The organism is Nonomuraea sp. NPDC048916, assembly GCF_040649575.1.
Taxonomy (GTDB): domain Bacteria; phylum Actinomycetota; class Actinomycetes; order Streptosporangiales; family Streptosporangiaceae; genus Nonomuraea.
Genome location: NZ_JBEZFS010000018.1, coordinates 39552 through 54111, shown reverse-complemented (window position 1 = coordinate 54111; position 14560 = coordinate 39552). Strand labels below are relative to the sequence as shown.

Genomic DNA, 14560 nt, shown 5'->3' with positions numbered 1-14560 from the left:
TGCCCGGTCAGGGCCGGGCCGTACTGGCCCGGGAGACGAACGAGGGCGGGACCACGAGACGCTCGCGCACGTGCGGGCCCTGCCCCTCGATCTGCCGGAGCAGGACCTCGATGCTGTGCCTGCCCACGGCGCCGAAGTCCTGCCTGATGGTGGTGAGCGGCGGCGAGAAGAACTCCGACTCCGGAATGTCGTCGAAGCCGACGACGCTCACCCGGTCGGGCACCCGCACCTCCCGCTCGGTGAACGCCCGCAACACTCCGAGCGCCATCTGGTCATTGGCGACGAAGACCGCGGTGACGTCCTTCATGCTCGCCAGGCTGCGCCCCGCCTCGTAACCCGAGCGAGGACTCCAGTCTCCGGCGAGTGGTCGCGGGGCCTCGCGGCCCGCCAGTGCCAGCGCGGACCGCCATCCGGCCACGCGCCCTTCGGCCTCCAGCCAGTCGGAGGGCCCGCGGACATGCCACACCGTCTCGTGCCCCAGGGAGAGCAGGTGCTGGGTGGCCAGCCTGCCTCCCTCCACCTGGTCCACGCACACCACGGACACGTCGCCGGCCTCGCCGCCCTCGACCGCGACCGTGGGCGCCCCGACCGGCAGGTCGGCCAGCGCCTCGGCGGCCGAACGCTGCGGCGCGACCACGACGATGCCGTCGACGCCCTGGTCGGCCAGGTAGTCGAGGGCGTCGCGGACGCCGGAGCGGTCGATGGACTTCAGGCTGACGATGCTGACGAAGTAGCCGGCCGCCCTGGCCGCCTGCTCGATGCCGTAGACCGTGCTGGCCGGGCCGTACAGGGTGGTGTCGAAGCTGACCACGCCGAGCGTCCTGGAGTGCTTGGTGACGAGCGCGCGGGCGACCAGGTTGCGGCGGTAGCCGAGTTTGCCGATCGCCTCGAGCACCCGGGCGCGGGTCTCGCCGCGCACGTTGGGATGCTCGTTGAGCACCCGGGAGACCGTCTGGTGGGACACGCCCGCCTCTCTGGCCACGTCGGCCATCACCGGCGGACGGTGGTCCCGGGTCGACCCCACAGGCACTCCTTTCCTGGCTCTGGCAAGACTGTGAACGTTAACAACGGGTCTCGTCAAGGGGCGGGCCGATTACGGTCCCGTCACGCGCGGGGCCTGGACGGCGCGCCGACGCCCGTGTGGTGAGGCCCCGCGCCCGGGCGGGATCCGGCCCGGGACGTTCACGCCGGCGCGGTGGAGTCACGGATCACCAGCCGGCAGGGCATCCGGTGGACGCCGGGCGTCGCCCTGCCGTCGATGGCGGCGAACAGGTGCTGGGCGGCGGTGCGGCCGAGCCGTTCGAGGTTCATGTCCACGGTCGTCAACGCGGGGCGCGTCTCGGTGGACAGCACCTCCCAGTTGTCGTAGCCGACCACCGCGATGTCGTCGGGCACCCGGCGCCCCCGCTCGCGCGCGGCCTCCACGAACCCGGCCGCGATCTGGTCGCTGCCGCAGAACACCGCGTCCACGTCGGGCTGCGCCATCAGCAGCATCTCCGCCGCGTGCCGCCCCCACCGCTGCGACCACCCGCCCCACAGCGTCTCGCCGGCCTGCGGCAACTCCGCCGCCGCCAGCGCGAGCCGCAGCCCCTCCGCCCGGTCGCGGGACGCCTTGTAGTCGTCGGGCCCGGTGACGTGCGCGATCCGGCGCCGCCCCAGAGCCAGCAGATGCCGCACGGCCATCGCCGCCCCGCCCACGTCGTCGGGCACGAACGAGACGTCGCCGGGGTCGTCGGACGGGCCGTAGGCGTAGACCACGGGCACCGGCAGGTTCCTGCTGACCGAGGGCCGCGGGTCGGTGCTCTCGCCCACCACGATCAGCCCGTCCACCCGGCGCGACAGCAGCGCCCGCAGGTGGTGCTGCTCCCTGATGGCGTCGCCGCGGGCGTCGCAGAGCATCACCGCCATCTCCCCCGCGCCGAACGCGTCCTCGGCGCCGAGCAGCACCGGGATGCCGAACCTGCCCACGCTGTCGGAGGTGAGCAGCCCGACCGTGCGGGTCTGCCCGGACAGCAGCCCCCTGGCCAGCGCGTTGGGCTGAAAGGAGAGCTCCTCGGCGGCGGCGAGCACCCGCCGCCGGGTCGAGTCACGCACGTCCTGCCGCCCGTTGAGCGCCTTGGACGCCGTGGCGATCGACACCCCCGCCAGGGAGGCCACGTCGTTGATGGTCGCGCGCCTACCCGCCATGTTTCGAAACCCTTTTCCATAACCCTTATCCGACGCGAACCATAACACCCATTGACATGCTCAAGTGTTTCTCTTACGTTTCCGAAAACCTTTTAGTTTCCGGGGGTCCCCGAAGGAGACACCATGAGACGACGGCTGACCGGGATCGCCATCTTCGGAGTGTTAGCGCTCACAACGGCCTGCGGCAGCGGAGGCGGCACCGAGCAGCCCGCCGCCGACGGGCCGGTCACGATAACCATGTGGACCCGCGCCGCGACGCAGGCCCAGAGCGAGCGGCTGGTGCAGGCCTACAACGGCAGTCACAAGAACCAGGTGAAGCTCACCGTCATCCCGACGGACAACTACCAGCCCCGCATCGCCTCGGCGGCCGGCGCCAGGCAGTTGCCCGACGTGTTCGCCGCCGACGTCATCTTCGTCCCGAACTACACCTCCCAGGGGTTGTTCCTGGACATCACCGACCGCATCGCCGCCCTGCCGTACAAGCAGGGGCTCGCGCCCTCGCACATGAAGCTGGGCACGCTGGACGGCAAGCAGTACACCGTGCCCCACACGCTCGACCTGTCGGTCTGGTTCTGGAACAAGGACCTCTACGCCAAGGCCGGGCTGGACCCCGAGCAGGGCCCGAAGACGCTGAAGGAGTTCGCCGAGCAGGCCACCACCGTCCAGGAGAAGCTCGGCAAGGACGGCAAGGTGCACGGCACGTTCTTCGGCGGCAACTGCGGCGGCTGCTACGTCTTCACCTTCTGGCCCTCGGTGTGGGCCGCCGGGGGCCAGGTGATGAACGCCGAGGGCACGACCTCGCTCAACGACCAGGCCGCGATGACCGACGTGTTCGGGATCTGGCGCGACCTGTACGAGAAGAAGGTCACCGGCCCGACGGCCAAGGAGGAGCAGGGCCCGACCTGGACCGGGTTCTTCCCCAAGGGGGAGATCGGCGTCATGCCGATGCCGTCGACCACGCTCGGCCTGATGCCGCCGGACATGAAGATCGGCGTCGCGCCCATCGCCGGGCCCGACGGCGGCGAGTCGACCTTCGTCGGCGGCGACTCGATCGGCATCGCCTCCACCACCAAGAACGCCGACGCGGCGTGGGAGTTCCTGTCCTGGACGGTGTCGGACGACGCGCAGGTCGAGGTCATGGCCAAGAACAAGGACGTGCTGGCCCGTACCGACCTGGCGAGCAACAAGTACTCCGCCGAGGACCCGCGCGTGGTGCTGATCAACTCGCTGGTCGCCAAGGGCGAGACCCCGTACGCGCTGCGGTTCGGCCAGACCTTCAACGACCCGCAGGGGCCGTGGCTGCGGCTGGCCCGTGAGGCGGTGTTCGGCGACGCCTCGAAGGTGCCGGCGCTCAACGCCGAGGTCACGAAGTCACTGCAGCAATGACGCTGACGGTCACCCGGTCCGGACGGCGGGGGGCGCACTCGACGCCGCCCGCCGGCTGGCGGAGCAGGAGGATCCAGGGCTGGCTGTACGCCGCGCCGACCGCCGTCATCGTGGGCGTGCTCTTCCTGACGCCGCTGATGCTGGTCGTCTGGATGTCGCTGAACCGCTGGCCGCTGCTCGGCCCGGCCGCCTTCAACGCCCCCGGCAACTACCTCAAGATCGGCGACAACCCGCTCTTCGTGGACGCGGTGCTCTTCACGCTGAAGTACACCGCCATCACCACCGTCCTGCTGTCGGCGGTGGCGCTCGGCCTGGCGCTGCTCGTCCAGGAGCGCAGGCCGGGCGTCGGCTTCTTCCGCACCGCGTTCTTCCTGCCGGGCGCGGTCGGCTTCGCCGCGGCGGCGCTGCTCTTCTACGGCATGCTCAACAACGACTTCGGCCCCGTCGACCCGCTGCTGCAGACGCTGGGGATCACCGACGAGCCGGTCAAGTGGATCGGCACGCCCAACATGGCGCTGTTCTCCACGATCGGGCTGGTGCTGTGGCGCTTCGCCGGGTTCAACATGCTGATCTTGCTGACCGGGCTGCAGTCGATCCCGGTCGAGGTGTACGAGGCCGCCAGGAGCGACGGCGCGAACCGGTGGCAGATCTTCACCAAGATCACCCTGCCGCTGCTGCGGCCGACGATCGCGCTGATGCTGATCCTCAGCGTCACCGGCTCGCTGCTGGCCTTCGACCAGTTCTTCATCTTCACCAACGGCGGCCCGGACAACAGCACGGTCTCCATGGTCATGGTCGTCTACCGCGACGCGTTCTTCCGCTTCGACCTCGGCGGCGCCGCCGCGCTGTCGGTCGTGCTGCTGGTGGGCCTGGTCGGACTGAACGCCCTGATGATGCGGAGGCTGCGATGAGGTACTACACCACGATCTCGGCTCTCGCCGTGCTGTTCCTGTTCCCGCTGTTGTGGAGCGGCTGGGCGTCGCTGGAGGAGCCCGGCAACTACCTGCGGATGGCGAGCTTCGGCGAGGGCGTCGGCACCTACGCCGGCAACAGCGTGCTGGTGTCGGGCATGACGGTGGGCGGCACCCTCGTCGTCTCCTCGCTCGGCGGCTACGGCTTCGCCAGGTTCGACTTCCCCGGCAAGAACCTGCTGTTCCTGGCCACGCTGGCGATCCTGATGGTGCCGTACGCGACCATCCTGATCCCGCTGTACGTGCTGCTCGGCTACCTCGGCCTGCAGAACTCCCTGGTCGGGCTGTCGCTGGTGTTCGTGATGTTCCAGCTGCCGTTCGCGCTGTTCATGATGCGCAACGCGTTCGAGGCGATCCCCCGCGAGCTGGAGGAGGCGGCGCTGGTCGACGGCTGCGGCACGTTCCGCGCGTTCTCCCGGATCCTGCTGCACGCCGTGCGGCCGGCGCTGGTGACCGTCGGCCTGTTCGCGTTCCTCGCCTCGTGGAACGACTTCTTCGCGCCGCTCATCCTGCTCAACGACGGCTCGTCGTTCACGCTGCCGGTGGCCGTGGTCAGCATGACCCAGCACACCTTCGGCGCGATCGACTACGGCATGCTCCAGGCCGGCGTCATGGTCATGGCCCTGCCCTGTCTCATCCTGTTCGTCATCTTGCAGCGCCACTACGTGCGCGGATTCATGTCGGGAGCTCTGCGTGGCTAACCCTGTCCTGCCCTCTTCGGGCGTGCTGTCCCCCCTCGGTCTCGACGCCGTACGGCTGGCCCCGGGCTTCTGGGGCGACCGCGTGACGCTCAACCGGGACGTCACCATCGCCCACTGCCGGGAGTGGATGGAACGCGAAGGCTGGATCGGCAACTTCCGGGGCCGGCGCCCGCGCAGGGGCCGCGAGTTCAGCGACTCCGAGATCTACAAGCTGCTGGAGGCGATGGCCTGGGCCGGCCACCCCGGCCTGGCGCCGCTGGCCGAGACCGTGGCCGGCGCCCAGGAGGGCGACGGCTACCTCAACACCCGCTGGGCCGGCAGCCGCTACTCCGATCTGGAGTGGGGCCACGAGCTCTACTGCTACGGCCACCTCATCCAGGCCGGCGTCGCCCGCCTGCGCAACCACGGCGAGGACCGGCTGACCGAGGTGGCCAGGCGGGCCGCCGACCACGTCTGCCGCCGCTTCATGGACACGACCGAGACCTGCGGGCACCCCGAGATCGAGATGGCGCTGGTCGAGCTCTACCGGGCGACCGGCACCGAACGCTACCTGGAGATGGCCCGCCGCCTCGTCGAACGCCGCGGCCTGCCCGCGCTGGGCGAGATCCACCTCGGCCGCGCCTACTTCCAGGACGACGTCCCCGTACGGCAGGCGCAGGTGTTTCGCGGGCACGCCGTGCGCGCGCTCTACCTGGCGAGCGGCGCGGTGGACGTGGCGGTCGAGACCGGCGACGAAGGACTGCTGAAGGCGATCGAGGCGCAGTGGGAGCGGACCGTCGCCCGGCGCACCCACCTGACCGGCGGGATGGGCTCGCGGCATGCCGACGAGTCGTTCGGCGAGGACTACGAGCTGCCGCCGGACCGGGCCTACTCCGAGACGTGCGCCGGCATCGCGTCGATCATGCTGGCGCACCGGCTGCTGCTCGCCACCGGCGACCCGCGCTACGCCGACGTGGCCGAGCGGACGCTGTACAACGTGCTGGCCACGGCGGTGGCGCTGGACGGCAGGTCGTTCTTCTACGCCAACCCGCTGCGCGTCCGGGTGCCCGCCGAGCCGCTCGACGGGGTGAACCACGCGGCGGAGGGCGGGCTGCGCTCACCCTGGTTCGACGTGTCGTGCTGCCCGAACAACATCGCCCGCACGCTGGCCTCGTTCGCCGCCTACGTGGCGACGGCCGATCCGGGCGGGATCCAGATCCACCACTTCACGCCCGGCGAGATCCGGCACGGCTCGCTGGCGCTGCGGGTGGAGACCGGCTACCCGTGGTCGGGCGAGGTGGTCGTACGGGTGCTGTCGGGGGCGAGCGGGCGCGTGTCGCTCCGCGTGCCCGCCTGGGCGACCGGCGCCACCCTGTCGCACCACTCCCCGGGTTCCCCGGACGGCTCTCCTGCCGGCTCTTCGGGGGGTTTCCCGGGCGGTATCCCGGACGGCTCCCCGGGCGGTTTCCCGGGCGGTTTCCCGGACGGCTCCCCGGGCGGCTCCGAGGTCCGGGTGGTGGCGCCCGGGTACGCGGTCGTGGAGGGCGAGTGGCGGGCGGGCGACGTGATCCGGCTGGTGCTGCCCATGGCGCCCCGCTGGACGTTCCCGGACCGGCGCGTCGACGCCCTGCGCGGGAGCGTCGCCGTGGAGCGGGGGCCGCTCGTCTACTGCGCGGAGTCGGTAGACGACGAGCCTCCCCTCGCCGACGTGGCCGCCCTCGTCACCGTCCCCCCGGCCGCCCTCGTCACCGTCCCCCCGGCCGTCCCCCCAGTCGTTACCCCGGGCGTTACCTCGGGCGTTACCCCGGCCGTTACCCCGGCCGTCACCCCGGGCGTCACCCCAGTCGTTACCCCGGGCGACACCCCGGGCGTTACCCCGGTCGGCACTCCGGACGGCACCCTAGCCGTCACCCCGGGCGGCCACGTGCCCTTCCAGGGCGCGGCGCACGAGGTGGCGCACGAGGTGGAGATCGCCGCCGTGCTGGGCGCGCCGGACGCGGACGGCTGGCCGTACCGGACGGAGCCGGATCCCGCGAGCGGCGCGGACACCACGCTGCGGCTCGTGCCCTACCACCGGTGGGGCAACCGCGGGCCCGCCACCATGCGCGTCTGGCTGCCCGTGGCGGACTGACAGCGGCGGCCAGGCCGGAAAGCCTGGCCGCCGTCGCGAACCGATGCGCAGGACCCCCGTGTCGTACGCGTCATTCGCAGTTGACCACGGTGTCGTTGCCGGGACCGCCGTTGCAGTCATCGGTGTTGGCCCCGCCGTTGAGCTCGTCGTTGCCCGAGCCCCCGTTCAGCTCGTCGTTGCCCGCCTTGCCGGCCAGCTCGTCCACGCCGGCGCCGCCGTTGAGCTCGTCGTTGCCCGCGCCGCCGTTGAGCTCGTCGTCGCCGGTGGCGCCGTTGAGCTCGTCGTCGCCGTTGCCGCCGCGCAGGTCGTCGTTACCGCCGTTGCCGTTCATCGTGTCGTTGCCGTCGCCGCCGCGGATGATGTCGTCGGCCGCTCCACCGGACAGCACGTCGTCGCCGCCCAGGCCGCGCAGATCGTCCTCGCCGTTGCCGCCGCCGATGTCGTCGGCCTGGGGACCGCCGAACAGCGCGTCCTCGCCGTCGCCACCACGCAGGGTCGACGGCCGGGTGACGTTCACGTGCACGGTGTCGTCGCCGTTCAGGGTGGTCACGCGGACCCGCGTGATGGCCCCGGCGGGCGCGGACGCGTTGTCGCCGACGGCCGTGCATCCGGTGCCGGCCACGACCTCGCCGCCCTGGTCCTCGACCACGATGGTGAGGTTGGCGGGGCCGAACCTGACGGTGACGTCGTTGTCGACGCCGGGCTCCGCCGTGTACCTGAGCTCGGTGCCGCTGCGGGTGCAGGTGCCGGCGTCGGCGAACGCGGTGGTGGCCATCGCGGGCAGGGCCTGCGCACCGGTCAGGGTGACGGCCGCCACCGCGACCAGGGCGCGGCCCAGAAGCCTTCCCTTCATGGTTGTCCTCCTGTCAACGCTCACCCGCTGGGGAGAAGCGTTCCTCGGGATGTGCTCCAACCATTCGGACGGTAGGTGCGCGCTCCGCGCGGCAACACAGGAGCCGGGCAGGGGTTATCCCTAGTGCCCCGGGCCGACACCGGCTCCACCGGGACGGCTGATGCCGTCCTGCCCGGTTTCCCGGAGGGCGTTTGGCGTCTCCCGCAACTCTGTCGCGAATGCCCACGAGATCACCCACTCGTCACACCGATCGGACGCACGAGCCGATCCCTCTCACCCGCCGCCCGTCTGGGGCCGGCGTGCGGATCGGTGCGCGTTAGATGCCGAAGCTAGAGCGCGGCCCACGACGGACGCCTCAACGGGCCCTGGCCCGGTTGGCCGATCCCGTCTCCATGCGGGCGAGCGCCCGCTGAGCGCGGGCCAGCCGCCTGCGGTCGGCCCGCTCATGGCGCGGGTTGACGATCTTCTCCCCGGTCGACAACGTGACCAGAGCGGTGATGCCCGCATCCACCCCAACGCGGGCGTCCACCGGGGGCAGTGGGAGATCTTCTCCTCGACCAGGATGGACACGAACCAGCGTCCGGCCGCGTCCTTGCTCACGGTCACCGTGGACGGCTGCGCGCCTTCGGGCAGGGGCCGCGACCACACGATGTCCAGCGGCAGGTTCATCTTCGCCAGCGTCAACCGGCCGTCGCGCCAGCGGAACGCCGAACGGGTGTACTCGGCGCTCAGGCGCGACTTCTTACGGGACTTGAACACCGGGTACTTGGCCCGCTTGGCGAAGAAGCAGGCGAACGCCACCTGGAGGTGGCGCAACGCCTGCTGCAGCGGGACGCACGACACCTCGCCCAGAAACCTCAGCTCCTCGGTGCGCTTCCACCGTGTCAGCGCCGCCGACGACTCCGCGTAGGAGACGCCGCGGCCCTCCAGCCGGTAGGCGCGGGGCGCTCTTGCAGCGCCTTGTTGTAGACCAGACGGACGCAGCCGAACGTCCGGGCAAGCTCCACTGCCTGCTCGAGAGTCGGGTAGAAGCGGTACCTGTAGGCCCCCTTCACGCTCTGCGCCACGCCGCACACCGTACGGCAAGATCAGCCAAATATCGAATGAGTGTTCGACTTTGCCGGATTGTTCCGGCTTTCGCCCCTGCCCTGAAGGACGGGGTCTCCAGCCTCAAGGAGATTCGATGACGGAAATCGCCGCAACCCCGGAAGCACCGACGCCCGTCCGCACCATCCGCGGATGTGACCGGCATGGTCATCTCGACGCTCATTCGCCGCGTGAGCAGGAATTCAGGGTTTTCCCCTGGCCGCTTCCCGGGGCGCCTCTCCGTCGCGTCCGCCTACAGTCCGGAAGGCGATGCGCAGGGCGGCGCGAAGGGGCGAATGCCGACCGACCGCGTCAGCGCGTTCACCATCAGGACATTTCGCGCTCATTCCGCGAGATGCCGCCGCCCGGCTTTGGCTCCGCCCGGGAGTAGCAGGAGCCTCCTGATACGCGAAACCGCCTCTCACCTGTGATGTCTCGCAGGTGAGAGGCGGCCTGATCTTGTGGAGCTATGGGGATTCGAACCCCAGACCTCCTCCATGCCATGGAGGCGCGCTACCAACTGCGCCATAGCCCCTTGATCCGTCGCCAAGTGTATCGGAATCCCATCGTCCCCGTGTCACACATGCCCGCCCGTGATACGTCTTAGATGCCATGTCGACCTTCGAGGACCACCGGAGCCTGCTGACCGGGGTCGCCTACCGTGTTCTGGGCACCATGGCCGACGCCGAGGACGTCGTGCAGGAGGCGTGGCTCCGCTGGTCGGACGTGGATCAGGCGTCGGTCTCGGAGCCCAGGGCGTACCTGGTGCGGATCACGTCGAGGCTGGCGATCGACCGGCTGCGCTGGGCGAGGTCGCGGCGCGAGTCGTACGTGGGGCCGTGGCTCCCCGAGCCCGTCAGCACCGCGCCCGACGCGGCCGACCACGTGGAGCTGGCCGACTCGGTGGAGCTGGCGTTGCTCGTGGTGCTGGAGACGCTGTCGCCGCTGGAGCGGGCGGTGTTCGTCCTGCGGGAGGCGTTCGACCTGCCGTACGCGGAGATCGCGAAGGTGATCGGCCGGGCCGAGCCGGCCACCCGCCAGCTGGCCAGGCGGGCTCGTGAGCACGTCCAGCGGAAGCAGCCGCGTTCCGAGGTCGACCGGGACGAGCGCCGGCGTGTCACGGAGCGGTTCCTGAGCGCCTCACTGGACGGCGACCTCGACGGCCTGATCTCGCTGCTGTCCAGCGACGTGACGCTGGTCAGCGACGGCGGCGGGAAGGCGAGGTCGCCGCTGCGCGTGCTCACCGGCGCCGAGAGCGTCATGCGCTTCCTCGTCTCGGTGTCCACTCCGGAGGGCATCGCCAGGTTCATGGCGTCGATCGGCGTGACGGACTTCGAGGACCTCCGGTACGGCCTCGCCGACGTGAACGGCGCGCCCGCGGCGGTCATGACCGTCGCGGGGCGGGTCGTCACGATCATCTCGTTGCTGATCTCGGACGGGAAGATCGACACCGTCTACCTCATCGCGAACCCGGACAAGATGTCCCACGTCGAACTCCCCTGACCGCCTGCCTCAGGCCGCTCCGCGCACCGGCATCCCCGCTTCGCGGATCAGGGCGGGCAGGTCGACGCCCGTGGCGCGCAGGATGCGGGCGGCGCCGTTCGCGTGGTCGGCGAGCAGCCCGTGCAGCAGGCGCTCGCCGGTCACCGGGCCGGGCCGCCAGCAGGCCACCTCGACGACCTTCCTGACGTGCGCGGCCAGCGGGATCACACCGAGCGGCCCGTACAGGGCGACTCGGAGGGGGTTGAGCCGCGAGCGGGTCAGGCGCCATCGGGCGGGGTCGTCGGTGCCGTGCCGGGTGCGGCGGCGCACCTCGTCGAGGTCGATGCCGAGCGTGGCGAGCAGGGCGTGCGCGTCGCCGAGGCGCACGTGGGCGCGCAGTGCGGCGGGGGTCGCGGTGAAGGCGGCGAGCTCGAACGGGCGGGTCTCGGCCAAGGCGAGCAGCAGCGGGCCGGCGGTGAGCGTGGGATGGCCCGCGTCGAGGGCGAGCGTGCCCGCTCTGATCGTGGTCCGGCGGGTGGGCTCGGTGAACCTGTCGAACATGTGTTACCTCCCGATCCTGCGGGCGTGCTTGCGATGGGCGGACTGCCGCCTGACCCCGAGCGCGTCGGCGACCTGCTCCCAGGACCAGCCCTGGGCGCGGGCGTTGGACACGTGGGTGGCCTCGAGTTGCTCCAGCAGCGCTCTGAGCGCGGCGACCGCCGCCAGGCCCACGGCCGGGTCGTGGTCACCGGCCGCCCGAGCCAGCTCCGTGGCGTTCATGGCGTCAGCATATGCTGACAAGCAGGTGCTTGTCAGCATATGCTGACAATCCTTCAGGGGGCCGGTCCGCCGGCGGGGTGAGCAGCGGGAGGGCGGCGGCGAGCCGCTCGACCTCGCCGGGCTCAGGCGGGAGGCGTCGCGGTGGTGCGCATGGTCAGGGCCGCGTCGTCCAGCGAGAGGGAGACCGTGACGGCGCCCAGCTCGGAGGTGCGCGGCAGGTGGGTGCCACCGCACGGGATCGACACCGCCCCCTCGGGCAGCGAGCAGTGCCAGGTGCGGCGCGCGGTGAGCTCGGGCCCCGGCACGTCGAGCCGGACCGGCGCGTCGGCCGCCACCCACGCCTTGAGCCGGTCGTTCGCCTCGCCGGCGACCTCGTCGAGGTCGAGGCCGTCGGCCGAGAAGCCCTTCTTGCGCAACGACTTGCCAAGCCGGTAGACGTCCACGCTGCCGTTGGGCGAGATCCGCGAGGAGGTGATCGCCGCCTGGTCGAAGTCGGGATGGCCGAGCCCGTCGAGCGCCGTCTCCTTGCGCCAGTGACCGGCGAGGGCGGAGTTGAGGGCGAGGGCCGCCAGGTGGCACGCGGTGTGGCCGGTCGACAGGGCGGTCCGGTGGCCCGCGTCCACCTCCAGCTCGACGGCCGCGCCGACGGGCAGCGGGGTGTCGGTCACGTGCACGACCAGCCACTGCCAGCCCTCGGCGCCCCGTCGCACGGGGATCTCCTCGCCCAGGTGGAAGCCGTCGGCCGACCAGGCCCCCGTGACGCAGTCGACGACCGGCAGCCCGCCGATCGTGCCGCGGTCGGCGGGCTGGTCGGGCCAGGTGTGGTCGAGTGGATGGAACGGGGTCTCGGCGACGACGAGGCCGTGCCGGTCTCCCGCCGGCACGGCCAAGACGATCTCCGAACGCCCGCTGACCCGGCCGTCCGGGAAGGTGACGATGGTCGAGTTCATCCCGCCATTCTTCACGAGCGCCGGAGGGAACACCTCATGCCCATCGCTTCGGGGGTGGGGTGCTCACAGGACGGGACGCGGTCCCTGCGGCGGGTCGTCGCGGGTGGGGATCGGTCCGGGGGGCGGGAGCGTGGAGCCGGAACCCGGCGGGTGGTCGGCGCCGCCTCCGACCGTGCCGGGGGGCACGGGCCGGTCGCCGGCGTCGTAGCCGGAGCCCTGCTGGTGCGGGCCGGGCACGTCTCCGCGCCACGCGCCGGTCTCGCCGCCGCGCGACTCGATGAACGACTTGAACCGTTCCATGTCGTTCCTGATCCGGAGGCGGACGACCTGCAGCCAGTCGCCGACGGTCTCGACGAAGCCCTCCGGGTCGTACTCCATCTGGAGCGTGACCCTGGTGGTGTCGCCGTCGAGCCGGTGGAACGTCACCACCCCGGCCTGCCTGGGCTTGTCGATCGACTGCCAGGCGATGCGCTCGTCGGGGTGCTGCTCCGTGATCTCCGCGTCGAACTCGCGCTTCACACCGGCGATCTCACTGATCCAGTGCGTGCGCGTGTCGGTGATCTGCTTGACGGACTCGACTCCCTCCATGAACTCGGGGAAGCTCTCGAACTGGGTCCACTGGTTGTAGGCGACCCGGACGGGAACGTTGACGTCTACTGCGTGTTCGATCGTGCTCATGGGAGCCGCCCCTGCCCCCGCGCCCGCGCCGCTAACGTCGGCGCATCAGCCAGTAGAGGCCCACGAGGGGCAGCACCAGGGGGATGAACAGGTAACCCTTGCCGTAGACCGACCAGACGGTGGCCTCGGGAAAAGCCGCCGGATCGAGCACGCTGGCGGTGCCGATGACGAGCACGCCCGCCAGCTCGACGCCCAGCGCGGCCAGCGCGAGCCCGCGGGCGCCGCGCACCAGGGCGACGGTGAGCAACAGGTAGACCAGCGCGGCGAACGCGGACAGCGAGTAGGCCAGCGGCGCCTCGTCGAACCTGGTGAGGATCTGCACGGTGGCCCGCGCCCCGGCCGCCAGGGCGAACAGCCCGTAGAGGGCGATCAGCGCGCGGCCGGGCCCGGTGCCGAGCGAGGTGGGGGTCACGCCGTGCCCTGCCAGACCTGCAGCAGCCGCCCGGTCATGACCGCGATCGCGAACCCGGCCACGACGAGGATCCCCGGCCCCCAGCGGCTCCGCTCGGCCAGCGCCAGGAACACCCCGGCCGGCGGGATGACGATTTGGCCGGCGAGGTAGCCGTACAGCGTGCCCTTGGGGACGGCCGCGCCCTGGCCGCCCGCGACGGCCGCGATCACGATGCCCGCCTGGACCAGCACGGCCACCTCGAGCACGGCGAAGCCGATGAGCAGGACCATGCCCATGGGCCGGTTTCGGATCGCCACGATCAGGCTCGACAGCGCGAGCAGCAGCGACCCGGCGATGACGATCGTGGCGACGGTGGTGTTCATCGGGAGAAAGGTTATCGCCCGGGCAGGTCGCCCCGGATTCCGTCCGGCACCCGGGTGAGGCCGCGCCCGACGTCGCGCTCACAGGGGCTCATAGGATCGAAGGTGTGGAGAGGATCCTCGTCAGCGCGTGCCTGATGGGCCGGCGGGTGCGCTACGACGGCGGCGCCAAGACCAGCTCCGACGCCGTGCTGGCCGCCTGGCGGCGCGAGGGCCGGTTGGTGCCGTTCTGCCCCGAGGTGGAGGGCGGGCTGGCGGTGCCGCGGCCCGCCGCGGAGATCGAGGGCGGTCTCGGGGGCGCCGCGGTGCTCTCGGGCGACGCCCGCGTGCTGGCCGCCGACGGCTCCGACGTCACGGCGGAGTTCCTGGCGGGCGCGCGGGCCGCGCTCGACGCCGCCCGGACGCGAGGGGTGCGGCTCGCGGTGCTGAAGGAGGGCAGCCCGTCGTGCGGCGCGCTGGCCGTCTATGACGGCACGTTCAGCGGGCGTCGCACCCCGGGCCAGGGCGTCACCACGGCGCTGCTGGAGCGGAGCGGCATCCGGGTGTTCACCGAGGATCAGCTCGACGAGGCCGCCGCCTGCCTGCGCGCCCTCGAGACGTAGCCG

The 14560-nt window shown here is 71.5% G+C and carries 15 protein-coding genes, 1 tRNA gene and 1 pseudogene; 6 read left to right on the top strand and 11 right to left on the bottom strand.

Annotated elements, in window-relative coordinates; all coding sequences use genetic code 11:
• Nucleotides 1–7 precede the first annotated feature (7 nt).
• Both AB0C16_RS21240 and AB0C16_RS21235 read right to left on the bottom strand, forming a co-directional pair.
• Entirely contained in the window at nt 8–991 is a 984-nt protein-coding gene (locus tag AB0C16_RS21240; protein ID WP_357685509.1) for a LacI family DNA-binding transcriptional regulator, read from the bottom strand.
• Between the two features lie 191 nt (nt 992–1182).
• Complete coding sequence (locus AB0C16_RS21235; RefSeq protein WP_357685370.1) at nt 1183–2187, bottom strand: LacI family DNA-binding transcriptional regulator; 1005 nt, start codon at nt 2185–2187, stop codon at nt 1183–1185.
• Between the two features lie 123 nt (nt 2188–2310).
• Here AB0C16_RS21235 and AB0C16_RS21230 point away from each other — a divergent pair, with 123 nt between their 5' ends.
• Genes AB0C16_RS21230 through AB0C16_RS21215 form a run of 4 tightly spaced genes read left to right on the top strand, consistent with a single transcriptional unit; the run spans nt 2311 to nt 7355 of the window.
• Nucleotides 2311–3573 (top strand): sugar ABC transporter substrate-binding protein, encoded by a 1263-nt coding sequence (locus AB0C16_RS21230; protein WP_357685368.1) that lies wholly within the window; start codon nt 2311–2313, stop codon nt 3571–3573.
• A complete protein-coding gene (locus tag AB0C16_RS21225) occupies nt 3570–4484 on the top strand; it encodes a sugar ABC transporter permease (RefSeq protein ID WP_357685366.1) in 915 nt (304 codons plus the stop codon). Before AB0C16_RS21230 ends, AB0C16_RS21225 begins: the two co-directional genes overlap by 4 nt.
• Nucleotides 4481–5245 (top strand): carbohydrate ABC transporter permease, encoded by a 765-nt coding sequence (locus AB0C16_RS21220; RefSeq protein ID WP_357685365.1) that lies wholly within the window; start codon nt 4481–4483, stop codon nt 5243–5245. Before AB0C16_RS21225 ends, AB0C16_RS21220 begins: the two co-directional genes overlap by 4 nt.
• Nucleotides 5238–7355 (top strand): beta-L-arabinofuranosidase domain-containing protein, encoded by a 2118-nt coding sequence (locus AB0C16_RS21215; protein ID WP_357685363.1) that lies wholly within the window; start codon nt 5238–5240, stop codon nt 7353–7355. The genes AB0C16_RS21220 and AB0C16_RS21215 overlap by 8 nt, the downstream gene beginning before the upstream one ends.
• A 70-nt stretch (nt 7356–7425) precedes the next feature.
• Here AB0C16_RS21215 and AB0C16_RS21210 read toward each other — a convergent pair whose 3' ends face one another.
• The 3 genes and pseudogenes from AB0C16_RS21210 to AB0C16_RS21200 form a co-directional block, all read right to left on the bottom strand.
• Nucleotides 7426–8208: a calcium-binding protein gene (locus tag AB0C16_RS21210; RefSeq protein ID WP_357685361.1), complete on the bottom strand. Its 783-nt coding sequence runs from the start codon at nt 8206–8208 to the stop codon at nt 7426–7428.
• Between the two features lie 358 nt (nt 8209–8566).
• Nucleotides 8567–9275 (bottom strand): annotated as a pseudogene (locus AB0C16_RS21205) (transposase); the annotation flags it as partial.
• Between the two features lie 481 nt (nt 9276–9756).
• Nucleotides 9757–9829: transfer RNA gene (locus tag AB0C16_RS21200), tRNA-Ala, on the bottom strand.
• A 77-nt stretch (nt 9830–9906) separates the two neighbouring features.
• On the opposite strand from AB0C16_RS21200, the gene AB0C16_RS21195 reads away from it, so the two are divergent.
• Nucleotides 9907–10797, top strand: a complete 891-nt coding sequence (locus tag AB0C16_RS21195) for an RNA polymerase sigma-70 factor (protein WP_357685359.1) — start codon at nt 9907–9909, stop codon at nt 10795–10797.
• Nucleotides 10798–10806: 9 nt separating this feature from the next.
• Here AB0C16_RS21195 and AB0C16_RS21190 read toward each other — a convergent pair whose 3' ends face one another.
• From AB0C16_RS21190 to AB0C16_RS21165, 6 genes are all read right to left on the bottom strand, one after another.
• A complete protein-coding gene (locus AB0C16_RS21190) occupies nt 10807–11337 on the bottom strand; it encodes a Clp protease N-terminal domain-containing protein (RefSeq protein ID WP_357685357.1) in 531 nt (176 codons plus the stop codon).
• Between the two features lie 3 nt (nt 11338–11340).
• Nucleotides 11341–11556, bottom strand: a complete 216-nt coding sequence (locus AB0C16_RS21185; protein ID WP_357685355.1) for a helix-turn-helix domain-containing protein — start codon at nt 11554–11556, stop codon at nt 11341–11343.
• Between the two features lie 122 nt (nt 11557–11678).
• Complete coding sequence (locus AB0C16_RS21180) at nt 11679–12506, bottom strand: metal-dependent hydrolase (protein WP_357685354.1); 828 nt, start codon at nt 12504–12506, stop codon at nt 11679–11681.
• Nucleotides 12507–12569: 63 nt separating this feature from the next.
• Nucleotides 12570–13184, bottom strand: coding sequence for an SRPBCC family protein (locus AB0C16_RS21175; RefSeq protein ID WP_357685352.1), 615 nt, complete (start codon nt 13182–13184; stop codon nt 12570–12572).
• Nucleotides 13185–13215: 31 nt separating this feature from the next.
• Nucleotides 13216–13596, bottom strand: a complete 381-nt coding sequence (locus AB0C16_RS21170) for a hypothetical protein (RefSeq protein ID WP_357685350.1) — start codon at nt 13594–13596, stop codon at nt 13216–13218.
• A complete protein-coding gene (locus AB0C16_RS21165; protein WP_357685348.1) occupies nt 13593–13958 on the bottom strand; it encodes a hypothetical protein in 366 nt (121 codons plus the stop codon). The genes AB0C16_RS21170 and AB0C16_RS21165 overlap by 4 nt, the downstream gene beginning before the upstream one ends.
• Nucleotides 13959–14062: 104 nt before the next feature.
• Between AB0C16_RS21165 and AB0C16_RS21160 the strand changes: the two genes are divergently transcribed.
• On the top strand, nt 14063–14557 hold the full coding sequence (locus AB0C16_RS21160; protein ID WP_357685346.1) for a DUF523 domain-containing protein: 495 nt from the start codon (nt 14063–14065) through the stop codon (nt 14555–14557).
• Nucleotides 14558–14560 lie beyond the last annotated feature (3 nt).